Here is a 23,403-nt window from a genome sequence, read left to right as displayed (position 1 = left end):
AACTGAGTCGCTTTTATTGGACATGTCAAAGTTACCATATTTTTTCAACCATGTTGCAACCGTGTGGCTACCTTGAATTCCATACTTGTCGTGGGCTTCTTTTACACTTATTAAACCCTGCTCAATTTCCTGAATTACAGCTAATTTAAAGCTATAGCTGTAGTCTTTTGAACTTCTTCTAACATACTGTTTCTCTGATTCTTCTTTCATAACGTTACTTTTTATGTATCGCTATTTCAGGACGAGACATTTTTTACATAAAAAAAGCAGCTCTGACCAGAGCTGCTTTTTTTATGTATTATTCGTAATTGATTATACCTTCTTTTTCGAAACTGAAAATCGGTTTGACAAACCTAGTGCAACATAATAATCCGGAGATGCTGCGCTTAAGCCAACCCCGCCACTCACATCTACCTGCAGATCTTTATTGAACAAATACCAAAAGCCTCCATTCAATCTGTGATCATTGATAAACGTACCATTGAAACGGTTATCCATTCCATTGTTCTCTGTAAACGATCCATAAATTTCTACAAAGGCATTAAACTTTTGTGTGATCATAAATTCATTGTTCAGTGCATATACATACGATGCCTGCTTTGTATTTCCGCTCCACACCACACCAACATTGTATTCAAATTCATAATGATGTGTGATCTCATTTAAAAATAAGAATTTGATGAAGCCACCCGTATTCTCCGGACGATAGGTTGTTGAACCTATAAAGGGCAGCGACAAGCCATACAGCAATGTGCCTTTGGGCCTCAACCCTTTTTCATCAAATAAAAATACCTTCGATGCTACATTCAATCCTGAAAAACCGGATGTGTTTACCTTCAGACTGTCGTTTGCTGTTTTCGTTGTCTTTGTTCCTAAATAAGACATTTCAAAACGTGCTTCTACCCGTCTGCTTAGGCCAAGGCGCACCAGCATGGTGTTGTATGTGATGTCCTTCGTTTTGCCCAAAGACGTATTCGTATTACTTACCTGAAAACCTGTCTCCCATTGCAATGTCCCCTTACCTACCAAAATAGGAGTTTCTGCAATATGCGGTCGATCTGTCACCATCCATCTTTTAAAATAATCCGGTATCAGATCATTTTTCACTTCTTCTGCGGTGGGATATTCCTCCAATATTTTTCGGGCAGTTTCTTTACTGACCGTAATTGTTGTGTCTCCTTCACTTCTTGCGCCATCCGGATGCTGAGCCAGTGCTCCGGTTGTACATACTACTGTTCCCAGTAGGATCAGTAACGTCTTGTAAATCTTCATGGTATTCAAACTAATTCATTCAAATGTAGTACAATATTTTTTGTATATACGAATTAAATTTTTAGTCTCACCTAAAATAAAATAGGCAATCTTAATAGAAAAATAAATCAATTTATTTTGTACTAATCAGTACAATTTACGTTATTTGATATAAGCAGAAGTAAAAGCATGTCGGGCAGACCCAAAATATTCAACGAAGAAGAAGTCATCAACAAAGCGATTGCTGTCTTCTGGAAGTATGGCTACGAGGCGTCTTCCACCGAAATATTGCTGGAAGCCATGGGCATTGGTAAAAGCAGTTTCTACTTAGAATTCAAAGGAGGAAAACGCGAATTGTTTGAACGTGCCATGCAGCAACGCAGTCGTACAGCAGTTGAAAATCTTGAAAAAGGTTTTAAAGAAGCCGACAACAAGATCGATCATTTGAGATCACTCTTCTACAGCATTGCCGATACAAATTTGTTGCGACATAAAAATGGTTGTTTGCTTGGTAACACGATAGCTGAATTATCGAACAGAGAAAGTGGATTGAAAGATGTTGCAGCAAGCCTGCTGTTAAAACTTGAGCAGGTATTCTTAAAAGTTATCAAAGAATGCCAAGCCAACGGAACACTGAAAACAAAAGAGAAGCCGGAGATGCTGGCAAAATATTTACTATCGGTTTGGAACGGCTTAAATATCTCTGTGCGGGTTTACCCAAATAAAAAAGTATTGATCCCTCTTATTGAAAAACAACTGGAAATTCTCAAGTAGTTTTTTTTAGCCTATTTTGTACTATTTAGTACAATACTATAAATACATACATTATGAAAAAAGAAATTGAACGATTAAAGAAAACACGGATCTTTTTATTCGACTTAATAAAAGATCTAAGCGTTGAACAGTTAAATAAAATTCCGAATGGATTTAACAACAACATCATCTGGAATATAGGGCACCTGCTTGCAAGTCAGCAAGGACTGTGTTATGTGAGAGCAGGAATACAAACTGCCGTAGATGAACAACTGCTTTCCGGCTTCAGAGCACAGACAAAACCGGAGGCATTTATTACGGCGGAAGAAATTGAAACGATTAAAAACAAATCCCTTTCTGCCCTTGATCAATTAGAAGAAGATTATAACAAAAATTTATTTTCGAATTATACTCCCTTTACTACACGCTACGATATAGCCATAACAAACATTGATGAAGCAATCGACTTTTTATTGTTTCATGAAGGATTGCATATGGGGTACATCATGGCAATGAAAAAAAATATTCACTAATTAACTATATACACATATGAAAGTAGCAATAAATGGTTTCGGAAGAATCGGGAGGATCTCTTACCGAGCACTTTTAAAAAAGAAAAATATTGAAGTAGTTGCCATCAACGACCTTACGGATACGAAGACGCTGGCCCATCTTTTCAAATTTGATTCCTCGCATGGTATCTTTGATGGGGAAGTAAGTTACGATGCGGAGCATTTAATTATTAATGGAAAAAAGATAAAGATCTTATCTGTTAAAAATCCGGCGGAACTTCCGTGGAAAGCCTTAGGTGTTGATGTCGTATTGGAATCAACCGGATTCTTTACAGAAAAAGAGAAAGCCGAAGCGCACATTACAGCTGGTGCGAAGAAAGTAATCATCTCTGCTCCTGCTACAGGTGATCTGAAAACAATTGTGTTGGGTGTGAATGACGATACGCTGGATGGAAGCGAAACAGTCATTTCAAATGCATCGTGTACTACCAACTGCTTGGCGCCAATGGTAAAAGTGTTGGAAGACAACTTCGGAATTGAAAGTGGCTTCATGACCACGGTTCACGCTTATACATCCGATCAGCGTTTACAGGATGCTCCACATAAAGATCTGAGACGTGCACGTTCCGCAGCACTATCCATCATACCTACAAGTACCGGTGCTGCAAAAGCAATGGGCTTGGTTATTCCATCTGTAAAAGGAAAACTGAACGGTCATTCCTTGCGTGTGCCTGTACCAGTTGGTTCAATCACAGATTTCACTGCTACATTAAAAAAATCTGTAACAAAAGAAGAGATCAATGCAGCATTTAAAAAAGCAGCAAGCGAAGGAAGTCTGAAAGGATATTTAACATATTCTGAAGAAGCTTTGGTCTCAGCGGACATCGTGGGCAATCCGGCATCCAGTATCTTCGACAGCGAACTGACAATGGTACAAGGAAACAATATAAAAGTATTTGGCTGGTACGATAATGAGTTCGGTTACTCTAACCGCACCGCGGACTTGATTGAACTTGTTGGGCCGAAGGCGTAATGCTGAATGCCTAACGCTTAAAGCCTAAAGCTGAAAGAGCAGCTGTGAAAAATCACAGCTGCTCTTTCAATATGACACGATTTTTGCCTTAGGCTTTCAGCCTTCTGCCTTTGGCGACTTTTGTGTTAGTATCAACCGCAACGACGTATCCTTTGTAATATACGCCCAGGCCCAGTTTATAAAAATAATCAGTTTGTTTTTTACACTTAGGATCAGCATCAGGTGAACAAACATCCACGTTAACCATGCAAAAAAACCTTTGAACTTTATAAAGGGCAAATCAACAACGGCTTTGTTTTTACCGATTGTTGCCATAGAACCTAAATCTTTGTATTCAAATTCTTTTACTTCTTTATTGGCTTGTATTAATTTTAAATTCTTTGCTAAGTTCTTTGCCTGATTGATTGCAACGTTTGCCAGTTGCGGATGTCCTTTGGGATACTTCGGCGTTTCCATATACGCAATATCTCCAACAGCATACACATTGCTATACCCTTCAACCAAATTTGTACGATTTACTTTCATACGTTTTGCCGGTCCGTACACAGAATCGCTCAATCCTTCAAAACTATTTGGTGTAACACCTGCAGCCCAGATCAAACTGGCTGTCGGAATTTTTTCTCCATTGCTCAGCTCTGCAATTTTACCATCGTAATTTTTAACAACTATTTCTGTCTGAATTTCAACACCCATTTTTTTCAGATACATTCTGGAAGCGCTGTGTGCGAGTTCACTCATGCTGTTCAGCGTATTCTTACTGCCTTCAATCAACATGATCCTCAATTTAGAAAAATCTATTCCCGGATAATCTTTTGGAAGAATATTTTTTTTGATCTCCGCAAAAGCGCCTGCAAGTTCAACACCTGTGGGCCCTCCCCCGACAATTACAATATTGAACAATGCTTCCTGTTCTTCCATTGAAGCATAAATAATTTTTTCGAAATTGATTAAGACATGATTTCGTAAGGCAATGGAATCACTGGTTGACTTTAAGGTGTATGAATTCTCTTCAATCACTTTATTGCCGAAGAAATTTGTTTTGCAACCGGCAGCTATCACAACATAGTCGTACTTAAAATCACCAATGGAAGTATGTACAGTATTTTCTTGCGGATTGATCGCTGTTACTTCTGCCAAACGAATCTGTACATTGTCGAATTCCTGAAAGATCTTTCTGAAAGGAAACGATATACTCGAAGGTTCCAACTGCGAGGTAGCAACCTGATAAAACAAAGGTTGAAACTGATGGTGATTGATCTTATCTAACAGTGTAACATTGAATAATTTCGGATCCAGGGTTTTAATAAATTGTACGCCCGCAAAACCTCCGCCAATGACAACTACATTTTTTTTGTTTTCCATAACCATGTATTGATTTACATGATTAATCTAAAAATTTTTTTGTTACCTAACAACTTATATAATTATAAATTATGAGTTATAAATTGAAATATTACAATTCATAACTCATAATTTATAACTCATAATTCATTTACTTCTTTTCAACTTTAATAATCGACTGTTTATCGCCGGCTAACAATATCACAATGTATTGTCCGGATGCAAGACCCGATCCAATCTCTCCGCCAAACGATATTGTTCCGTTCTCAACTTCTCTTGTCAGCGACTTGTCCATTATATAAACGATTGCTTTTTATTTTGTCACAATACTTATTTTTTATCAAAGGCTCTTGACATAAGTCCGCCAATAGTAAAACGTGCATAGTACCCAATATTTTCAGCCGATCCAAAAGAATCAACCTTTTGATCAGAGCCATCATACATCCAATCCCTTTTGATCGGTGTAATATGCACCCCAAGATCCAAACCAAGCTGAAGCCGCTTATCGTGATATTGATGACTGCATGTTTTTCTAAATGAAATACCCGCATTGATACTTCCACCTACGGAAGAAAAATTTCCCTTTTGGCCTGGACGGATCAGGTAGTCTTCATCGATCCAATCTGTTGTAGTTTTATTTTTCAATGTCAGTCCACTGTAAATGCCGCCTATACCAACAAAAGGAAAAAGCATACAGCCCGGTTTATCAATGATCAAATACCCGAAATTAAAATAACCGAAGCCTTGTGAAACAGTAGAGGACATAAAATCATCATCCGTTGCTTTGCGTTGTAAGCCGCCAAACTCACCTCCAAGCATGAATCTTTTATAAATGCTGTAAAAGGCGAAATTCATGCTAAAGGCTCCTGCGTCTATATTATAATTGTTTCCAAAATTGGATTGCATCTGACTTGACATCCCTTGAAATTGGGTATACTGATAACCAAATCCAATGGAATTTATCAAACGAATGGAGTCTTCTTGTGCCTGAGCAGCAATATGTGTTAATACACATATTAGAATAAGTAATGTCTTTTTCATTTCAATAATTATTTTATTAGCTGATTGTTTTGTCTGTATATATAAATTAAGAAACAATTTTCATTAATCAATCTTTGATTGTATTTTTAATATATGTTTGAAATCATCGTCATTACACCAGAGAAAAATCATCCGCACGAAGAACAGATCCTTCATGCCATCGTTCGTGCATGCAGCAGCACAATACATGTGCGAAAGCCTGATTTTACTGAAGAAGAATATAGGTTATATCTTACAAGCTATCCAAGTATTCTTTCACATATGGTTTTACATGAACATCATGTATTGGCAAAAGAATTTTCTGTTAAAGGAATTCACTTGAAAGAAGCAGATAGGAAATTTGCAAAAGAAATTCCAAATGATGTAAAAGTAATATCAACATCATTACATAGTACAGACGATGCAAAAAATATTTCTGATGAATTTGAATATATTTTTTACAGTCCGTTGTTTAAAAGTATCTCGAAAGAAAATTACGGAGCTGATACTACTGAACAGCAATTAGCTTCAACCATTGCCGAATTAAAAAAATACACAACTATTCCGGTTATCGGATTGGGCGGTATCCACGGAGAGAATATCGGATTGGTTAAAAAGAGCGGGTTCGACGGAGCGGCACTGCTTGGTGCCATATGGCAGAGTGAGGATCCATTAAAAACATTTGACAAAATTCATTCCTGCATATTATAAATTAAAGCGAACAAATTTAAATTCTAAGTTGCTACGAATATAAGAAACAAATCCTTCAAGGTTTTAAAAACCTTGAAGGATTACGACAAGATATTTTCCGGTTTAAACTTATTCGTAGAAAATTCGTTTCTTACTTGTACGCTTGCCAGACTCATCGTATAATTTATCGACAGCATACTGCTTTTTATGAATAGTTCGGCGCTTTACCTGATGATTCGGATAATATTCTATACGAACGTAATTTTCCGTTAAAAAACAGGTTCGTTTACTTTTCCATTTTAAATACTGTATCGCATAAGTCGATTTGTCGGCTGCATATACTTTTGAATAATTTTCAATCTGTTTATCATTCTTATATTTTTCTTCAATGAAATAAAACCCGCCATCCCATGTATAACGAGGGTCAGCAAAAAAACCATTCATGCTAAAAGACTTACCATTTCTTTTCGAATATCTGTAATGCTCTTTCATCAGTAAAATAGTATCGTTCAAAAATGCGCAACTCACACCATGGATACAGCCTTTTTTATATTCAGTAAAATAGTTAATATAAGATCCTTTCTTTGATGGAACATGTGTCAGCCATTTTCCGGTTTTATAGTTGTTGTGGTAGAAGCCAATTTGTTTAATTCCTCTTCGGCCTTCGTTGTGGTAATACGGACCTTCCATATAGCCATTGCGAACTGTAAAGCGGAAAGTATCCGTATCGTAAATCAATTCATTAAATCCTTCTTTCGCTTCAATAAATGAAACTCCTTGTGTTCCAACTTTAAGCATCTTCGGGTCAAACGATACATCTTCAAAAGACATATTATCGACTCCGATAAAATATTTCACTCTCCACGATGCATCCATATAAACAGATACACCCTGCAGATTAGATTCTGCAAAGTACTCTTCCAGCCAGCGTTTTCCGTTATGTGTATACGATCTGTAATAACCGTACTTAGAATTATTCATATCTGTTAATCCCTCAGTCTTTAACTGTCCGCTCGCATACCAGGATCTGTGTTTAAAATACCAGCCATGAAAACAAAAACTATACACCTTCTTACTTTTGTATGATGTTACCCCATTCTCATACCAATAGTGTACACAAATTTTATTTCTCAATATCTGTTGCTTTCTTCCATAGGGATAATAATATGTCCACTTCCCTTTTCTTTCTAAATACAGATCGTGCCCAGATCTTTTCCATGAAGCTTTTCCCTGGGCATATACATTACCATCGGTATAATAGTACGTTACGCGAATGTTAACTTTTGATGTATCTGCTACATGATAGTAGTATGCGTCTGAAGGATTCGAAACTCTATGATCCAGACTATCATAATATTTCTTGAAATGCTTTTGTGCAAAACCTTCTATAGAAAGAATTAAAAAAAACAAAAGTATGAGCCTGTTTAACATAAGAGCGTTTAATTGTATAATAAGTTATACAATTATTTTCACATTCAGTAATTCTAAAAAATAATAACGAATGATTACGAAGTACTTTCCTAAAACTTAAAACATATTGCTTAGAACTCTTTCAATCCACCTTTGAGATTATAAACGTTCTTAAATCCTTTTTCATACAAAAAGTCGACGACCTTTCTGCTGCGCCCCCCCATCTGACAGTGCACGATCACAGGGATATCTTCGCGGATGCGATTCAGATTATCTTTCACCGTATTCATGGGTATTAATTCTCCACCGATATTTTTTTGTTCGAATTCATGCGGCTCCCGCACATCGATCAACTGAAAGATAACATTCTTTTCTTTCCACGCATCAAGTGTCTTCTTATCAATATCCGGCGACGTCTCACATACTTCTTCGTACGTACCCAACTCCGTAACTACACTTGCAACGGGGTCTTTAAAGACTTTTAATTTCTGAATATCGTTGCTCAACGCATCGTACATGTACAACACGCCATTCAGCACATCACCTTTTTCAAGAATAATTTTAATGACTTCGTTTGCCTGCAGTGTTCCAATAATTCCCGGCAGCACGCCAATCACACCTATCTCCGAACAGTTCGGCACTTCGCCTGCAGCAGGCGGTTCAGGAAACAGACATCTGTAAGTCGGTCCACCTTTGTAATTGAACACACTTACCTGTCCTTCGAATTTAAAGATGGAACCGAACACCAATGGCTTGTTCAACATCACACAGGCATCGTTCACTAAATAACGGGTGGCAAAATTGTCAGAGCCATCCACAACAATATCGTACTTCGAAAAAATATCCAGCGCATTATCCTTGGACAACCAAACCGGATACACATCAATATTGATTTCCGGATTCAAGGCATTTAAATGTTTTGCTGCAGTTTCTGCTTTTGACTTCCCTTCGTCTTCGGTTACATAAATAACCTGGCGTTGTAAATTCGTTACATCTACTTTATCCGCATCAATGATTCCCAATCGTCCAACACCAGCCGCCGCCAAATACAACAACACCGGTGAACCCAATCCACCGGCACCAACAACAAGTACAGATGCGTTGGTGAGTTTTTGTTGACCTTCGATGCCAACTTCGGGAAGGATTGTTTGACGGGAGTAACGCATTAAGTTTTAAGTAATAAGTTTTAGGTTTTAAGAATGGAAAGGTGAAATAGTGAGTGTTAATTAAAATACAATGTTCGTTTAAGAATTGCTGTTCATTTCTTAAAACTTAGAACATAAAACATATTACCTATATATCATATGCCTGTGCCCAATCCTTCCACACCGGTTCATAACCCGCGCCTTTCAGCATCGTTGCGATCTCTTGCGGTGTGCGTTCGTCGGAGATCTCGAATTGTTCGAGTGATTCTTTCTCTACCACATAACCGCCCGGATTGGTTTTCGATCCGGCACTCATGGATGTGATGCCTAACTTTATAATATGATTTCTAAACGCTTCGGTTTCGCGTGTTGAAATAGATAATTCTAATTCCTGATCGAACAAACGGTACGCGCAAATTAACTGCACCAGCTCGCGATCGTTCATAATTACTTTTGGTTCAGTTAGACCTGCATGCGGGCGCAAACGTGGAAACGACAGTGAGTATTTCGTTTGCCAGTATTGCTTCTCTAAATAATTTAGATGAAGCGCTGTGAAGAAACTATCTACGCGCCAATCTTCCAATCCGATCAATACACCTAAACCCAATTTGTCTACACCCGCGCGTGCCGCTCGATCCGGCGTATCCAGACGGTAATAGAAATTCGATTTTTTCCCTTTCGGATGATGTGTTTTATATTCTTCCTGATGATACGTTTCCTGATACACCAATACAGCGTATGCTCCCGCATCGATCAGTATTTTATATTCGTCTTCGTCCAGCGGCTGCACTTCAATCGAGATCTGTGCAAAGTATGGACGCAGTATTTCAATCGCATGTTTTAAATACGGAACGCCAACCATTTGATTCGCTTCACCTGTAACTAATAACACGTGATCAAAACCCATTTCTTTAATGGCTTTTGCTTCACGGATAATTTCTTCGTCTTTCAATGTTTTACGAAGCAATTTATTATCCATGCTGAAACCACAGTAGGTGCAAATGTTCTGACATTCATTCGACAAATACAGCGGCACATACATCTGCATCGTTTTGCCGAAACGCTGTAAGGTACGCTGATGGCTTCGTTCAGCCATAGCAGGCAAATACGGAGCAGCAGCAGGAGAAATCAGCGCTTTGAAATCTTCCAGATCGAGATTCTCTTTAGACAATGCACGTTCTACATCCGATGCTTTTTTAGCATAGATGGAAGCATACACTTCATCCCAGGAATATTGATCAAAGATTTCTTTAAACTGTAACATGATTTAACTTATATCATTCAGAAAGGATAACAGCGGACTGCTAGCATGCGCTGCATTACTTACCGGAGCAAGTTTCGCCAGATAGGCCATACGTCCGGCTTCAACCGCCATACCGAAGGCTTTGCCCATGGCTTTTGTATCACCCGCAACGGCCATCGCTGTATTTACCAATACAGCAGATGCGCCCAACTCCATTGCTTCTGCAGCATGTGAAGGTGCACCAATGCCAGCATCTACGATCACAGGTACATTGCTTTGTTCAATTATAATTTCAAGAAAGTCACGCGTACGTAAACCTTTGTTGCTGCCAATCGGCGAACCCAACGGCATTACCGCTGCACAACCCACTTCTTCCAGACGTTTACACAAGACCGGATCTGCATGAATGTATGGTAATACCACAAAACCTGCTTTCACCAGTTCTTCTGCTGCCTTCAACGTTTCAATCGGATCTGGCATCAAATATTTTGGATCGGGATGAATTTCCAGTTTCAACCAGTTTGTTCCCAAGGCCTCACGCGCAAGCGTTGCAGCAAACACTGCTTCCTTCGCATTACGTGCACCGGAAGTATTCGGCAGCAGATTAAAGTTTCCTTTTTTCAGCCACTTCAAAATATCATCTTCCTGTCCTTCTATATCTATTCTGCGCAGTGCAACCGTCACCAGCTCTGAACCGGAGGCCTGCAGCGCATGAAACATTTCTTCTCCCGTAGCAAATTTACCGGTACCAGTAAAGAGTCTGCTGGAGAAAACTTTGTCTGCTATTTTTAATAAATCACTCATACCAGTATGTTCTAAGTAATAAGTTTTAAGTAATAAGAAGGTCTTATGTATTAAGTTTTATGTAATAATTATTAAGAGCTCTGGCGCCAGTCTTAGCGGAGCGGTGACTGGTGACTTTTATTTTCCAGTCTTTGACTGGTTTAATAATGCAGTCAAAGACTGCCGAATGATAGACACCAGTCTGAAGACTGGCGCCAGAGCGTGTAATAAGTTTTAAGAATTGTTTCTTAACTATTATATCGTTAATTATAGTAAAGCTCTGCTGCCTTCTTAAAACTTAGAACCTAGAACTTATTACTTTCCTAGAAACTGTTTAACAGCCGCTACCTGGTTCTGCGCTTTCCGTATCGCTCCCGACACTGCTACTCCGTGTAATCCGGCATCGCGCAAGGCTTCCAGATCTTCAACGGTAATTCCGCCTATAGCAATGATTGGAACACGAATACCATTCACTGAACAGCTTTGCAATATTTCGTTGTAACCTTCAAGACCCAATACCGGACTTAAATTCTTTTTTGTTTCAGTAAAACGAAACGGACCAAGTCCTACGTAATCGGCGCCTGCTTCGGATAATGCTTCAACATCTTCATACGTATTTGCAGTTCCTCCAATGATGAAATCTTTGCCAAGTAATGCACGTGCTTCTGCAACCGACATATCTTCTTTGCCAAGATGTACGCCATCTGCACCAACTTTTTTTGCAAGCTTCGGATAATCGTTGATGATGGAATATGCTTTGTATTTTTCGCACAAGGCAACAAACGAATCTGCCAGATTGTACATTTCTTTTTCGTTGCGGTTTTTCACACGCAGCTGCACCCAGTTCAAACCTGCTTTTAATAAAGGTTCTAAGCCCTGTGTGGAATCTGTAATATAATGTAGGTTCGAAATTGTCATGTGTTGGATTTAATGTATTCCTAATTTTGTTTCAGATGAACTGAAAAAGCCGCACATATATTTGGATGCTTTTTCACTTGCCTCTGTTAATGTGTTTCCCTGCGCCAGATAAGACGCGATGGATGATGATAAGACACAGCCACTGCCGTGTTTCTTTGCAATTGCATTGCGTTCCTTCGGAAACTCTGTCATTGAACCTTGTACAAACAACCGATCCACCAACGCTTCTTCGTTTGAATGTCCGCCCTTTAAATATACATTCGTGTGCATCGACAGCACCATGGCTGCTTCCAGCGCATTCTGATTCCCTGACAACATTTGTATCTCCGGATAATTCGGTGTAAGCAGATGGATTTTTGAAAGCAGACTTTTAATATCTGCATTCAGCTTCATAAATTCTTTTCCGGAAGAAGTACTCAAGATCGGATCCAGTACAAACTTCATATCGGGTTTTATACTCAACACATAATCGATCAACGCCGTTGCCATCGCCAGATCTTTCAGCGCACCCAACTTGGTTACGCCGATCGGATAATTTTCAAGCAGCGGTTTTAACTGTGTTGTAATTTCCTTTACAGAAAACCATTGTACATGTTCGCAGGTATCTTCTGTCTGTGCCGTTAAACACGTTGCTACCGCAAAACCATAACTTCCCGTAGCTGTGAATGTTTTCACATCTGCCAGTATACCCGCACCTGCCGTGGGGTCTAGCCCGGCGATGGAAAGGACGTATGGTTTGTTTAACGGTTGATACATATTTCTTAGCTTAATGCTTATTTATAGCTTAATGCTGAACGCTTAAGGCCTAAAGCTTTTTAGCGTTTCATTATCTAATGGTTTCTTTTAGTAGAGAGGTTCGTTTCGCTAACGAATCCTCCAAGGTTTTTAAAACCTTGGAGGATTTACGACTAGATCGAAACCATCTTTCTCTATAACCGTTGGCTAAAGCCAACGGCAATGAAAGCTAGGTAGCTCTTAATAATAACAACTGCTCGGCTTTCATTGCCGTCCCATTTATGGCACGGTTAATTAGTTACACATAAAGATCTCCTCCCACCTTCTTAAACTCTTCCGACTTCGCTTTCATTCCTTCTTCAAGAATTCCTGCATCGTTCAAGCCGTTTGCTTCTGCGTAGTCACGTACTTCCTGCGTAATTTTCATCGAACAGAAATGCGGTCCGCACATCGAGCAGAAGTGAGCGATCTTCGCGCCTTCAGCAGGCAATGTTTCATCGTGGAACTCACGAGCAGTATCCGGATCCAACGATAAATTAAATTGATCTGCCCAACGGAATTCGAAACGTGCTTTGCTTAATGCGTTATCTCTGTTCTGTGCTCCCGGATGGCCTTTCGCAAGATCGGCAGCGTGTGCCGCAATCTTATATGCCATTACGCCATCCTTCACATCTTTTTTATTCGGTAAACCTAAGTGTTCTTTTGGTGTTACATAACACAACATCGCTGTACCGAACCAGCCGATCATCGCTGCACCAATTGCAGATGTGATGTGGTCATAACCCGGTGCGATATCTGTTGTCAACGGACCAAGTGTATAGAATGGTGCTTCGTGGCACTCCTTCAATTGCTTGTCCATGTTTTCTTTGATCATGTGCATCGGCACGTGACCCGGACCTTCTACCATCACCTGTACATCGTGCTTCCACGCGATCTCAGTCAATTCACCTAATGTTTTCAATTCAGCAAATTGTGCTTCATCGTTTGCATCGGCCAAACAACCCGGACGTAAACCATCTCCCAACGAGAAGGCAACGTCGTATGCTTTCATGATCTCACAGATCTCTTCGAAGTGTGTATATAAGAAGTTTTCTTTGTGATGCGACAAACACCATTTCGCCATGATGGAACCACCACGGGAAACAATCCCTGTTACACGTTTAGCAGTGGAAGGAATGTAACGCAACAATACACCTGCGTGAATCGTGAAGTAATCAACTCCTTGTTCTGCCTGTTCAATTAATGTATCGCGGAAAATTTCCCACGTTAAATCTTCTGCTTTACCATTTACTTTTTCAAGCGCCTGGTAGATCGGCACAGTACCAACCGGCACCGGACAGTTACGGATGATCCACTCGCGTGTCTCGTGAATGTTTTTACCAGTAGACAAATCCATAAGGGTATCACCACCCCAACGGCAGCTCCATACAGCTTTCTCTACTTCTTCTTCAATCGAAGATGTTACGGCAGAGTTACCAATGTTTGTATTAATCTTCACTAAGAAGTTACGACCAATGATCATTGGTTCGCTTTCCGGGTGATTGATGTTTGAAGGAATAACGGCTCTACCACGCGCAACTTCTGAACGCACAAATTCAGGTGTGATTACTTTCGGAATCGCAGCACCAAAGTCGTGACCCGGGTGTTGATCCCAAAGCGATTTGATGCAGCCATCTTCTGCTTGTAATTCCTGAATGCGGTTGTTCTCACGTATGGCTATGTATTCCATCTCCGGCGTGATGATGCCTTTACGCGCGTAGTGCATCTGCGAAACATTTTGTCCCGGCTTGGCACGCAACGGTTGTTTCAAGTGATCGAAACGTAAGTGATCTAATTTTGGATCGTTGTTACGCAACTGTGTATATTCTGAGAACGATTCTTTTTGCTCTTCCGCATCGCCGCGATCTAAGATCCACTGCTCGCGCAAACGTGGTAACCCTTTACGGATATCGATCTCTATGTTTGGATCGGTGTACGGGCCGCTGGTATCGTATACCGTAACGGATGGATTTTTCTGACGTTTTTCAGCAGCGCCTTTCAGGCCTGAATGAATAACCGTGTCGTCCAGTTTGATTTCACGCATCGCAACTTTTACAGTTGGGTGCAAGGTACCAGTCACATAGATTTTTTGTGAACCTGTTAGTGGCTCGCGCGTAATTTGCGGCGCCATGTCGATGTTTGGTGTTGTCATGTTTTATCCTCCTTGAGTAGCACGAATAAGTAATATCTGGTCATTGTCGTTCAACACACGGCTCTGCCAGTCCGATTTGGGAACCACCTGCTCGTTAACAGCAATGGCTATCCCCTGCGGAGAAGCAATGTTGAGTTGCGCCAATAAAGCGTTGATGCCGGAAGCATCCGGAAGCTCTACGGTTTTGTTGTTGACAATAACGTTCATTACAATGAATAATTAATGTGTAAAGCAACAAGCCTTAACGGGACGGGAAACGGGCGATTGAGATGAACACACTATGGACTATAATGGATAGGTGTTCTGTACTTTTTCCTTTCGCAGGTATCAGCCTGATCAGGTTCAAAGGGTATGATCTCAGTCGCGATTAAATGGTATTTACCGTGACACCCCTAAAGCATGCTTGTATTACTATACAAATAACGAAAAGTTTGGGAGAATTCCTAGTGGTTGGGGCGGGGATTTGGGGAAGGGGGTGTATTTTAGTCGTTTGAACATGGAGAGTTTGAATAAATTGATATATATTGTAATAAAATGTATCTAATTTTGTGAGTAAGTCGTATAATAAAATTTGCATTAGAGTATTATGCATTTTTTATAATAGGATTTAATAAGACGTTTTAAACATCTACTAATAAATTTGTGATTTACTATAAATGAGTAAAACAAAATTAAATAAGGCACCGCTCAAAGAAGTAGTTTTTGAACTTCATTGGGAGTGTTCAGTCGATAACTTTGGCATCCAAACTGATCCGGGTTTTGATCTAGCTCAAGGAAGATTTGCAGAACAACTAAAAAAAGAATTTCCACTCCATCGCAAACTTATCCCTGACGGTACTCCACTTAAAATATTTGGTGCTCCGCTACATCAATACTGGAGGAGTGAATTAATATGGCCTGTCATACAACATGGCCAAGGAATGATTGCAGTTAATGAAATAGAACAAGGATATGAATGGGAGAATAGTTATAAACCATTAATTCTTGCTACCATTAATAAACTTGAAAATAGTTACGAAGAAACTTTAACTTTCAATAAATTAAAGTTGCAATATATTGATGCTTGGGATTTAAATGATTGTGCGCCTGAAGATTTTATGAATAAAAATCTTCAGACACGAATTATAACAAATTATTCTACTCCAGGAAAGCTTATTAGTTTTAATATTCAACAGAACTTTGAATTATCTAATGGTTCAATCATGAATTTGAATATAACTAATGGTGTTAATAATCAAACTCAAAAACAGTCTGTGGTATGGTCAACTACTGTAGAACAACAATCTAATTTTAAGATTGAGTCTGTAGATAATTGGATAGAAGAAGCACATACTAATACTTCCGAAATGTTCAAAAGAATGCTAAACCCTGAATTTTATGCAAGTCTTGATCGATAATTATACTACTAATGAACCATCAACATTATCTAATCCTAATGTTGCTCGCATTTGGTATAAAACAGATGTACAACCTTTGTCATCAAGTATTACAATTACTTTAAAACACCAAATAGGTTTAAATAATCGTATTCATAAATTATTGCGAGAGTTTTCTGTGTTAGAAGATAATTGGGATGAAAATGATTCTATAGCTCCTATAGAATCCGTGATTAAACAAGCTAAATTTATTACTTCATTATTGGAAAAACATGGGCAACCTATTTTTCATGCAGCTCCTGGGCCCAATGGCGAAATAATGTTAGACATTAGAAATAAGAAAAAAGATAGATCATTAGAAATTATATTTTATCCATTAAAGTCCGTTGTTGTATTATTTCCAGAGCGTGGAACTCCCGATCAACAAATTTTTACAATAAATAACTTACCATACCTTTTAGAATGGTTAAACCAAAAATAATCCATTAATGTCAGAAAGAGAATTAGTAAATGAAACTGAATGGCTTTTAAGGCGTAGTTATAGTACTCCAGAAAAAAATTACATGAACCCTATTGATGGATCTGCAACATCAAGAGTTTTTAAACTGCGAGAAAAAGACAAAGGTGAGCTATCTGTGGATGTTAATTCATTAACAGACTTTGCAACTGCTATTGGTGACAAAAGTAAATTCATGTTATTTAGAATACCCAATAGTTCAATTATTAAAATAGGTCTTAAAACGTTTCATGATCCTTTGAAAGACGGAAGTAATGATGCTCATGCAATTATTTTTGGCATGACTTTGCAAGATGAAATAATGCCTGGTTTATTAGCAAAGAATAGTATACGGGTTCTAGGTCCAAATTTATAATTTGCATCTAGTTAGCTAACATTTTAAGAAAGCTTTAATTTGTCAAATAAAATCTTATTTCTTTGCTTAGCATCTTTTATAACTTTTTTAAATGGAAGCACTTCAATATATGATCTTGAAGTACTAGTATCATAGAATCTAAAATAACCTAACCCATCAGGTGTTGGACTAAAACTTTCATAATCTAAAATATCTTTCAAAGTATCAGTTACATCAGCTATTATGTAACAATAAAACGGTGTATTTTTAGATGCTCCAATAGTTTTTCCTTTATTTTTTTCTTTTCCTTTAATAATTTGTTCTATATAAGATCTAACCTGTTTAACAGGGTCTTTTTCTTTATCGCCATGTTTAAAATCATTTCTTTCTGGCTTCTTGAATTCAACTATTGTAAATGATTCAAATGGAAACTTTTCCTCGGAAAATAAAGTTGCATCTTCAAAAACAGCTTCTTTTCTAACAACTAAATCAATCCTATCACTTGATTCTGAATCTAAACTTTTAATTTGCTTGAATAACTTGTCTGATGAAAGAAGTGAATTAAAAGTTAATCTTTCATCGATTAACCATAAATTTTGTTTATCTGAAGCGACAGCACTACCATGTTCTCTAATTGGAAAAAATAAACTATGCACAATTTCCTCATTAGCAAATTTATTCTCTTCGTTCAACTCTATAAGCTTATCAAGTAGGTCAATTACAGCGCGTCTATGAATTATATACCTTGCTAAATCTGATTGTCCAACTTCATTGAATTCAGTCAAAAACTTTTCATAAAGAACGGTATATTCTTCAAGAGTTGTTATATCCTTTTTCTTATCAATTAATTCAATTCCTTCTTTTTTAACTTTAATTCTCCATTCGCTTTCTATCTCATATAATTTTAAATCTAATTCTTCTTTAGTCAACCCAATTGGCAATTTTTCTACTTTCTCTTTGTTATAATTTATAACACTATGATAATTTGGATATTCTTTTTCAATTATTGGATAATATATTTCCAATTTTTCTTTTCTAATATTTGTTAGAAAATCACTTAATAATTCTTCAATTGACAAAATCGCATTTTTTCTAATTTTAGACAATGTGATTTCCTTTAACTCTAGTTCATCATTTTCTTCTTCTAACGTAAAATTAAAACTTGTTCTCTCTTCATTTACATTTTTATTTAAAAAATCACCCACCACAAAAATTTGAAAATAATATCCGTCATTTTTTTGGGTTTTTATAATATATTTTAAATCCTCAATGTATTTAGATAGTCCTTCCTCTTTTACTGAGCGCTCATGCGCACAATAATGTATTTTATGACTTTTTGCTTTAAATGATTTAGAAATAAATATTGTAAATTTGCTATCGGAGACATCAAATTCTTTATCTAATATTTCTTTTTCAAATTCTTCATTAAATATATCTGTCAAATTTATTTCAATATTATCTTGATTTTTGATTATAATTTGGGGCTCAATTCTTTGAATAAAGTATAGCTGAAAATGGGTAATGACTTGCCTCGCAATTTCATGTAAACTCAATGGAACGTGAGCAATATAATCTTCTTCGTAAATTGACAATGTCGAAATTGTCCCAGTATCTTTTTTATTTGTTTCTATATTATCTTCATATTTATCAAACCCTTCATTTGATTTTTTGTATTCGAATTTTCTAATTTTATATGCTTCATCTTCAAAATACACACTTTCAACAATTATTTTTCTAAAAGCCTTTAAACAAACTAACCTTCCAACACCTTTGCCTCCAATTTTAGCTTTTCTCTCAGTATCAAATTCAGCAAAAGATTTTATATTATCACTATCTAATCCAATGCCATTATCTATTACCTGAAAAGAATTAATTGGATATATTTCAATATCAGAAACTTCCTTTAAAGTTTCTTCTCTACCATTTCTAATAGTTTTAATAAAAATTTCGCCTTTAAAATCATCCCCTTTTAAAGCTTGCTTTTCATTAATAGCATGTATTGAATTACTAATTATTTCGAATAAAGGTAAAAGAGGTTTCGTTTTAGGCAAATGAAGTTTATTAACTCTATTTTTTAAATTAGTTGAACTTTGTGGATGCATAATTAAAATCAATTTAAACTATAAAACGGCCGAAAATTAGAAATAGAAATTCAACACACATTGCGATTAAAAATAATAAACATTGTCAATGTATTAGATTAATCATATAATAAAAAGACTATAGACAGATTTATTTACACTGATATTGGCGCTCACCACTCCACACCTGATAACCTGACCAATATGAGCGCAGCGGGGACTGGTGTCCACCATTTGTCTGTTCGCCGCGGCGAATTGGATTTGTAGGATTAATGGACAAAATGGATTGTTATAATTACAATGCTTCTCTCTCCGCACTAACCCCGGCAGGGGTCACATCTTTATAGTAACAAATAACAAACAATACATACGCGCGCTCCCGAAGGGAGCATTCCATATTATAATCCCTTCGGGATTGTGCGTGGAAATTTTAGGAATTGTTTCTTTCTATAAATATGTGACCCCTACCGGGGTCATGACCACATTATAAGAATAGAGGCAATTAATGAAATTCAATTATAAACACACGATTTTATATACTCAACAAAAATAAATGTAACCATTAACAAATGTAGGCTTACTGGTGTCTGTACAAAAAATATTTTACCTTTCACATCTCATATATTTTTCAGACTCATTTTTAACATCGTATGCCGGATACTTTTTCACAAATTTACATTCAGATTGTTTTTGCAGTTAAAGCAAGAAATAGTCTTATTCATTTTTCATGGGAAAATGAACTGCATAAATACATAACAGGATTCGGGCAAAATAACGGACAAAAACTCCTCGCAATAAACGGCATGCCTGATCATATACATATTTTAATTGGAATGAAACCTACATGCTGCCTGTCTGATTTAATCAGAGAATTAAAAAAAGCTTCTTCAACATTTATAAAGGATAAAAATTTCTCTCCTTACGATTTTAAATGGCAAGAAGGTTATGGTGCTTTTTCGTATAGCCATTCTAGTCTGGATCAGGTAATCGCTTACATCATGAATCAAAAGGAGCATCATAAGAAAAAAACGTTCAAAGAAGAGTATCTGGAATTAATTCGAAAATTTGAGATTGAATGTAATCCAATAAATCTGTTTGAATGGATTGAATGATCCCTTAGGGACTGTGTGTAGAAATTTTAGATGGATTTCTTACTATAAATATGTGACGCCTACCTGGATCACTATACAATAAATAAATCCACCTAGCACTGAGTACAGCCGAGATTATGTCAGAGAAGATAGATTAACTTACTCTTTAATAAATTTTATCGGAGTGTAATTTGTATCTGTTTTACCTCTGCATACCAACATGTACAATCCTTCTGTTAAGAAACTCAAATCAATCGAAGAACTGCCGGAATGGATGTACATTGTCTTAAGCGGTTCGCCAAGTGATGAGTATACGGTAAGCTCTACATCTTCTATAACCTTTATGCACGAAAAGCCATTTGAAGGATTCGGATAAAATTGCTCAACCTGAGCAGATGCTCTGCTTCGAATACCCAATGTTTCATCAGCGCTCCATTTGGCAACATATTTTTTCCCGTGTGCATTTGTAAAATCTCCTGCTGCATATACATTGCCGACACCATCGGTAGTAACATCGTATATAATACCATTAGCAGCTAGTGCGCCTGTACCTGCTCCAAGTTCAGTCCAACTGCTGCCGTCCCATTTTGCAACATACCTTAAGCCATCTGCATTTGTAAAATCCCCGGCTGCATATACATTGCCAAATTTATCTACAGACAAGGTCCATATATCCCCATTAGCTTTCAATGCATTGATGCCCATCCCTAATTCAGCCCAGGAAGTTCCATCCCATACTGCAACATAGTTTTTTGATGAAGAATTGGATGCAGCGTATATATTACCTGCTTGATCGGCTGCTAGATCTTGAATAAGATCTAAATTTTCTTGCCCGTTTCCTAATGTGCTCCAAACTGTCCTATCCCATTTAACAACACTTGATTTAGCAACATACACATTACCTAATGGATCAATTGTTATTGCACTTGGAAGCCTATAAAAAGAAACATTTTGTGAATTAGCACCATATCCAGATAAAACAGTAGCACCAGGTACTGACCACCCTGGATATTCAGCAACAACATAAAAACTCACATTCGCATCAAAATCTTCAATAAACATATTAGCAAATATGTCTTGGCTTTTATCAACCGCCAAGGGACCTAAAACGCCCGCAGCAGTTGAAGGAGCAATAACCGTCCAACTAGTTCCATTCCATTTCATGAACATTTTAGGAGTAGCCGAACCCGCGTATGTTACATACACATTATCTATGCTATCAATAGCCAAACAATTCATCTGAGTTGGAATCGTATTGCCTTTATTTATATTATTCGCCATATTACCCAGCTCATTCCAACTTACACCATTCCATTTTGAGACAATGTAATAGCCGGCTGCATTTGTGAATGATCCAGCAGCATATACGTTATCTGATTTGTCAATCACGATCGAGGTTATTGTATTATTCGCTTTTAACGCATTATTTCCTGCACCTAATTCAGCCCATGTTTGCGCAAGCAAATTACTTGCTGCACACGAATAAAGAAGTATTAAAAATATTTTTTTCATAGCTGTAATTATTTTAAAATATTAGTGCTACTAAATATAGTGTAAAAAATTCAATGTGTCAATTTGCCTCATCCTTTGTTGGCGTTCACCACTTCTCACCTAACCACCACACAACCCGCTGTTGCGCCAACAGCCGACAGCCAAGAGCTGTATGATGTTAAGACAATCATCAATTCAGTGCTGCAGATACAAACAAATGTAACATCATAGGGCAGTGGATTGTTGGCCAGAGGTAAGGATAGAAAACACCTTACCTGTCGCATTCTATAACAAAGTCACTAGGATCCGCCAGAGAATGCATTATTTAAGTTTTATTTGCGTAAATTAATAGTATGAAATCAGCGGTTCAAAATAAAATTGATTCTTTGATTGAAATGTCTGAAAAAAACAGTTCAAACATTCCTTCTGTAAATCTCAATGTTAATTCTAATAATGATAGTTTATCTAAAGCTATCCGAACAAAACGAGATGCTGATATTTTTAGAAATGAATTAGAAGCAGCAATTCGTTTATCGAAAGAAAAATAAATTACAAGCCTTCTACCTCAGAAGGCTTTTTTGTGAGTTACTAAATGTTAATCAAACTCTTTCTTATTACAATATAACCTAACTTCAGTCTAAACGTTAGCGGAGACTGGTACCCACCATTTGTCTGTTCGCCGCGGCGAATTGGATTCGTCGGATTAATGGACAAAATGGTTTGTCGTTTCTTTATACCATCTTTCTTGGAAGTATAAAACACAAAAAGTATCTTGTCGCCAATTCAACTAATTCTTTTCTCATGAGCAAAATATATCTTTTATTGATTGTTACAGGCTTTTATTTTTCGGGCTGCAACACAGCAGACCAAACAGATACTGCAACTCATGTAGCAACAGACAGCATTCAAAAAGACACCATCGTAAAGGTTATTGAAACAACAAAAACAGAATCGAGCGATACAGATACTACTCTAGAAGATGGCTGGCATACGATTGATCATACAAATATGGGAGTTAATATAAATTTCTACGGTCATCAAATCTTAAACCTTCCTCAAAAATCTTTTATTTCATTTGCAGACATCCATGATATTCAATCTGAACTATTTATAGATGGTATTGACACCGCTCGGATAATCACTTTTGATCTCACAAAAGATGGTGAAGAAACATGGCACAATATGATAAGTGATACAAGAAACGATTATGTCTATTTTGTTCTTGATAATGAATTGATCAACCTACATAAAGTATTTACAAATACCGATAAGAACCAAGCATACCCTTTAGAATTATTCCTTGGCTACAGCGATTTTACTGCACAGGATGGCCTAGATATAGAAGCAAGAATAAGAAAGAAAATACAAAAATAAATCCTCGCCTGGCCAGTCTTAGCGATAACGGGGACTGGTGTCCACTATTTGTCTGAATCAGGATTCGTTGGATTAATGGACAAAATGGATTGTCGTATATTCGTAATTATGGAC

Annotated in this window: 24 protein-coding genes, 1 pseudogene and 1 riboswitch; of the genes and pseudogenes, 10 read left to right on the top strand and 15 right to left on the bottom strand. The window is 37.4% G+C overall.

All coding sequences use genetic code 11. The features are described from left to right. Both A3EE_RS0107620 and A3EE_RS0107615 read right to left on the bottom strand, forming a co-directional pair. Positions 1-210 (bottom strand): annotated as a pseudogene (locus A3EE_RS0107620) (transposase); the annotation flags it as partial. Between the two features lie 102 nt (positions 211-312). Next, on the bottom strand, positions 313-1,272 hold the full coding sequence (locus tag A3EE_RS0107615) for a transporter (protein ID WP_018342852.1): 960 nt from the start codon (positions 1,270-1,272) through the stop codon (positions 313-315). A gap of 168 nt (positions 1,273-1,440) precedes the next feature. On the opposite strand from A3EE_RS0107615, the gene A3EE_RS0107610 reads away from it, so the two are divergent. From A3EE_RS0107610 to gap, 3 genes are read left to right on the top strand one after another with little or no spacing between them, the layout of a single operon-like run. Then, positions 1,441-2,025: a TetR/AcrR family transcriptional regulator gene (locus A3EE_RS0107610; RefSeq protein WP_018342851.1), complete on the top strand. Its 585-nt coding sequence runs from the start codon at positions 1,441-1,443 to the stop codon at positions 2,023-2,025. 53 nt (positions 2,026-2,078) lie between these two features. Beyond that, positions 2,079-2,537, top strand: a complete 459-nt coding sequence (locus tag A3EE_RS0107605) for a DinB family protein (protein ID WP_018342850.1) — start codon at positions 2,079-2,081, stop codon at positions 2,535-2,537. Between the two features lie 16 nt (positions 2,538-2,553). Continuing rightward, the gene (gap, locus tag A3EE_RS0107600; RefSeq protein ID WP_018342849.1) at positions 2,554-3,549 is read left to right on the top strand and encodes a type I glyceraldehyde-3-phosphate dehydrogenase; all 996 of its coding nucleotides are present in this window, start codon (positions 2,554-2,556) and stop codon (positions 3,547-3,549) included. 96 nt (positions 3,550-3,645) lie between these two features. Here gap and A3EE_RS0107595 read toward each other — a convergent pair whose 3' ends face one another. The 3 genes from A3EE_RS0107595 to A3EE_RS0107585 form a co-directional block, all read right to left on the bottom strand. Continuing rightward, the gene (locus tag A3EE_RS0107595; protein ID WP_342661994.1) at positions 3,646-4,911 is read right to left on the bottom strand and encodes an NAD(P)/FAD-dependent oxidoreductase; all 1,266 of its coding nucleotides are present in this window, start codon (positions 4,909-4,911) and stop codon (positions 3,646-3,648) included. A gap of 130 nt (positions 4,912-5,041) precedes the next feature. Continuing rightward, complete coding sequence (locus A3EE_RS21825; protein WP_018342847.1) at positions 5,042-5,185, bottom strand: hypothetical protein; 144 nt, start codon at positions 5,183-5,185, stop codon at positions 5,042-5,044. Positions 5,186-5,220: 35 nt separating this feature from the next. Beyond that, a complete protein-coding gene (locus A3EE_RS0107585; protein ID WP_018342846.1) occupies positions 5,221-5,931 on the bottom strand; it encodes a hypothetical protein in 711 nt (236 codons plus the stop codon). A gap of 93 nt (positions 5,932-6,024) precedes the next feature. On the opposite strand from A3EE_RS0107585, the gene A3EE_RS0107580 reads away from it, so the two are divergent. Then, a complete protein-coding gene (locus A3EE_RS0107580; protein WP_018342845.1) occupies positions 6,025-6,621 on the top strand; it encodes a thiamine phosphate synthase in 597 nt (198 codons plus the stop codon). Positions 6,622-6,729: 108 nt separating this feature from the next. Here the strand turns inward: A3EE_RS0107580 and A3EE_RS0107575 are convergent, their stop codons facing one another. The 8 genes from A3EE_RS0107575 to thiS all read right to left on the bottom strand — a co-directional run bounded on the left by A3EE_RS0107575 (position 6,730) and on the right by thiS (position 15,232). Then, a complete protein-coding gene (locus A3EE_RS0107575) occupies positions 6,730-8,010 on the bottom strand; it encodes a hypothetical protein (protein ID WP_157446935.1) in 1,281 nt (426 codons plus the stop codon). A 131-nt stretch (positions 8,011-8,141) separates the two neighbouring features. Further along, positions 8,142-9,176, bottom strand: coding sequence for a molybdopterin-synthase adenylyltransferase MoeB (gene moeB / locus A3EE_RS0107570; RefSeq protein ID WP_018342843.1), 1,035 nt, complete (start codon positions 9,174-9,176; stop codon positions 8,142-8,144). A gap of 127 nt (positions 9,177-9,303) precedes the next feature. Beyond that, positions 9,304-10,419, bottom strand: coding sequence for a 2-iminoacetate synthase ThiH (gene thiH / locus A3EE_RS0107565; RefSeq protein ID WP_018342842.1), 1,116 nt, complete (start codon positions 10,417-10,419; stop codon positions 9,304-9,306). Positions 10,420-10,422: 3 nt separating this feature from the next. Further along, on the bottom strand, positions 10,423-11,202 hold the full coding sequence (locus A3EE_RS0107560; RefSeq protein ID WP_018342841.1) for a thiazole synthase: 780 nt from the start codon (positions 11,200-11,202) through the stop codon (positions 10,423-10,425). Positions 11,203-11,496: 294 nt separating this feature from the next. Continuing rightward, positions 11,497-12,099 carry a thiamine phosphate synthase gene (locus tag A3EE_RS0107555; RefSeq protein WP_018342840.1) on the bottom strand — a complete coding sequence of 201 codons (603 nt, stop codon included), beginning with the start codon at positions 12,097-12,099 and terminating at the stop codon, positions 11,497-11,499. A gap of 9 nt (positions 12,100-12,108) precedes the next feature. Continuing rightward, on the bottom strand, positions 12,109-12,855 hold the full coding sequence (locus A3EE_RS0107550) for a hydroxymethylpyrimidine/phosphomethylpyrimidine kinase (protein WP_018342839.1): 747 nt from the start codon (positions 12,853-12,855) through the stop codon (positions 12,109-12,111). A 277-nt stretch (positions 12,856-13,132) separates the two neighbouring features. Beyond that, positions 13,133-15,025 (bottom strand): phosphomethylpyrimidine synthase ThiC, encoded by a 1,893-nt coding sequence (gene thiC / locus A3EE_RS0107545; protein WP_018342838.1) that lies wholly within the window; start codon positions 15,023-15,025, stop codon positions 13,133-13,135. Between the two features lie 3 nt (positions 15,026-15,028). After that, a complete protein-coding gene (gene thiS / locus A3EE_RS0107540; protein WP_018342837.1) occupies positions 15,029-15,232 on the bottom strand; it encodes a sulfur carrier protein ThiS in 204 nt (67 codons plus the stop codon). 88 nt (positions 15,233-15,320) lie between these two features. Further along, positions 15,321-15,429: riboswitch (TPP riboswitch) on the bottom strand. A gap of 252 nt (positions 15,430-15,681) precedes the next feature. On the opposite strand from thiS, the gene A3EE_RS0107535 reads away from it, so the two are divergent. The 3 genes from A3EE_RS0107535 to A3EE_RS0107525 are packed head-to-tail and all read left to right on the top strand — an operon-like array spanning position 15,682 to position 17,273. After that, a complete protein-coding gene (locus tag A3EE_RS0107535) occupies positions 15,682-16,422 on the top strand; it encodes a TIGR04255 family protein (protein ID WP_018342836.1) in 741 nt (246 codons plus the stop codon). Next, a complete protein-coding gene (locus A3EE_RS0107530) occupies positions 16,403-16,882 on the top strand; it encodes a hypothetical protein (RefSeq protein WP_033417690.1) in 480 nt (159 codons plus the stop codon). The genes A3EE_RS0107535 and A3EE_RS0107530 overlap by 20 nt, the downstream gene beginning before the upstream one ends. A gap of 7 nt (positions 16,883-16,889) precedes the next feature. Beyond that, a complete protein-coding gene (locus tag A3EE_RS0107525; RefSeq protein WP_018342834.1) occupies positions 16,890-17,273 on the top strand; it encodes a hypothetical protein in 384 nt (127 codons plus the stop codon). A 23-nt stretch (positions 17,274-17,296) separates the two neighbouring features. Here the strand turns inward: A3EE_RS0107525 and A3EE_RS0107520 are convergent, their stop codons facing one another. Then, positions 17,297-19,354, bottom strand: a complete 2,058-nt coding sequence (locus A3EE_RS0107520; RefSeq protein ID WP_018342833.1) for an ATP-binding protein — start codon at positions 19,352-19,354, stop codon at positions 17,297-17,299. A gap of 629 nt (positions 19,355-19,983) precedes the next feature. Here A3EE_RS0107520 and tnpA point away from each other — a divergent pair. Beyond that, a complete protein-coding gene (gene tnpA, locus A3EE_RS0107515) occupies positions 19,984-20,445 on the top strand; it encodes an IS200/IS605 family transposase (RefSeq protein ID WP_018342832.1) in 462 nt (153 codons plus the stop codon). Positions 20,446-20,583: 138 nt separating this feature from the next. Here the strand turns inward: tnpA and A3EE_RS0107510 are convergent, their stop codons facing one another. Continuing rightward, positions 20,584-21,936 (bottom strand): T9SS type A sorting domain-containing protein, encoded by a 1,353-nt coding sequence (locus A3EE_RS0107510; protein ID WP_018342831.1) that lies wholly within the window; start codon positions 21,934-21,936, stop codon positions 20,584-20,586. A gap of 332 nt (positions 21,937-22,268) precedes the next feature. Here A3EE_RS0107510 and A3EE_RS0107505 point away from each other — a divergent pair, with 332 nt between their 5' ends. Both A3EE_RS0107505 and A3EE_RS0107500 read left to right on the top strand, forming a co-directional pair. Further along, positions 22,269-22,463 carry a hypothetical protein gene (locus A3EE_RS0107505; RefSeq protein ID WP_018342830.1) on the top strand — a complete coding sequence of 65 codons (195 nt, stop codon included), beginning with the start codon at positions 22,269-22,271 and terminating at the stop codon, positions 22,461-22,463. A 253-nt stretch (positions 22,464-22,716) separates the two neighbouring features. Then, a complete protein-coding gene (locus A3EE_RS0107500) occupies positions 22,717-23,289 on the top strand; it encodes a hypothetical protein (protein WP_018342829.1) in 573 nt (190 codons plus the stop codon). Positions 23,290-23,403 lie beyond the last annotated feature (114 nt).

It is taken from the genome of Cytophaga aurantiaca DSM 3654, assembly GCF_000379725.1.
Taxonomy (GTDB): Bacteria; Bacteroidota; Bacteroidia; order Cytophagales; family Cytophagaceae; genus Cytophaga; species Cytophaga aurantiaca.
This window is presented reverse-complemented; position numbering and strand designations above follow the sequence as displayed.

What these genes read in the sequence shown, in the direction of transcription:
- tnpA (WP_018342832.1), top strand. Translation starts at nt 19,984, where the DNA reads ATGCCGGATACTTTTTCACAAATTTACATTCAGATTGTTTTTGCAGTT.
- thiH (WP_018342842.1), bottom strand. Translation starts at nt 10,419, where the DNA reads ATGTTACAGTTTAAAGAAATCTTTGATCAATATTCCTGGGATGAAGTG.
- A3EE_RS0107560 (WP_018342841.1), bottom strand. Translation starts at nt 11,202, where the DNA reads ATGAGTGATTTATTAAAAATAGCAGACAAAGTTTTCTCCAGCAGACTC.
- moeB (WP_018342843.1), bottom strand. Translation starts at nt 9,176, where the DNA reads ATGCGTTACTCCCGTCAAACAATCCTTCCCGAAGTTGGCATCGAAGGT.
- A3EE_RS0107605 (WP_018342850.1), top strand. Translation starts at nt 2,079, where the DNA reads ATGAAAAAAGAAATTGAACGATTAAAGAAAACACGGATCTTTTTATTC.
- A3EE_RS0107505 (WP_018342830.1), top strand. Translation starts at nt 22,269, where the DNA reads ATGAAATCAGCGGTTCAAAATAAAATTGATTCTTTGATTGAAATGTCT.
- A3EE_RS0107530 (WP_033417690.1), top strand. Translation starts at nt 16,403, where the DNA reads ATGCAAGTCTTGATCGATAATTATACTACTAATGAACCATCAACATTA.
- A3EE_RS0107595 (WP_342661994.1), bottom strand. Translation starts at nt 4,911, where the DNA reads ATGGAAAACAAAAAAAATGTAGTTGTCATTGGCGGAGGTTTTGCGGGC.
- thiC (WP_018342838.1), bottom strand. Translation starts at nt 15,025, where the DNA reads ATGACAACACCAAACATCGACATGGCGCCGCAAATTACGCGCGAGCCA.
- A3EE_RS0107585 (WP_018342846.1), bottom strand. Translation starts at nt 5,931, where the DNA reads ATGAAAAAGACATTACTTATTCTAATATGTGTATTAACACATATTGCT.
- gap (WP_018342849.1), top strand. Translation starts at nt 2,554, where the DNA reads ATGAAAGTAGCAATAAATGGTTTCGGAAGAATCGGGAGGATCTCTTAC.
- thiS (WP_018342837.1), bottom strand. Translation starts at nt 15,232, where the DNA reads ATGAACGTTATTGTCAACAACAAAACCGTAGAGCTTCCGGATGCTTCC.
- A3EE_RS0107535 (WP_018342836.1), top strand. Translation starts at nt 15,682, where the DNA reads ATGAGTAAAACAAAATTAAATAAGGCACCGCTCAAAGAAGTAGTTTTT.
- A3EE_RS0107555 (WP_018342840.1), bottom strand. Translation starts at nt 12,099, where the DNA reads ATGACAATTTCGAACCTACATTATATTACAGATTCCACACAGGGCTTA.
- A3EE_RS0107550 (WP_018342839.1), bottom strand. Translation starts at nt 12,855, where the DNA reads ATGTATCAACCGTTAAACAAACCATACGTCCTTTCCATCGCCGGGCTA.
- A3EE_RS0107520 (WP_018342833.1), bottom strand. Translation starts at nt 19,354, where the DNA reads ATGCATCCACAAAGTTCAACTAATTTAAAAAATAGAGTTAATAAACTT.
- A3EE_RS0107580 (WP_018342845.1), top strand. Translation starts at nt 6,025, where the DNA reads ATGTTTGAAATCATCGTCATTACACCAGAGAAAAATCATCCGCACGAA.
- A3EE_RS0107615 (WP_018342852.1), bottom strand. Translation starts at nt 1,272, where the DNA reads ATGAAGATTTACAAGACGTTACTGATCCTACTGGGAACAGTAGTATGT.
- A3EE_RS0107500 (WP_018342829.1), top strand. Translation starts at nt 22,717, where the DNA reads ATGAGCAAAATATATCTTTTATTGATTGTTACAGGCTTTTATTTTTCG.
- A3EE_RS0107610 (WP_018342851.1), top strand. Translation starts at nt 1,441, where the DNA reads ATGTCGGGCAGACCCAAAATATTCAACGAAGAAGAAGTCATCAACAAA.
- A3EE_RS21825 (WP_018342847.1), bottom strand. Translation starts at nt 5,185, where the DNA reads ATGGACAAGTCGCTGACAAGAGAAGTTGAGAACGGAACAATATCGTTT.
- A3EE_RS0107525 (WP_018342834.1), top strand. Translation starts at nt 16,890, where the DNA reads ATGTCAGAAAGAGAATTAGTAAATGAAACTGAATGGCTTTTAAGGCGT.
- A3EE_RS0107510 (WP_018342831.1), bottom strand. Translation starts at nt 21,936, where the DNA reads ATGAAAAAAATATTTTTAATACTTCTTTATTCGTGTGCAGCAAGTAAT.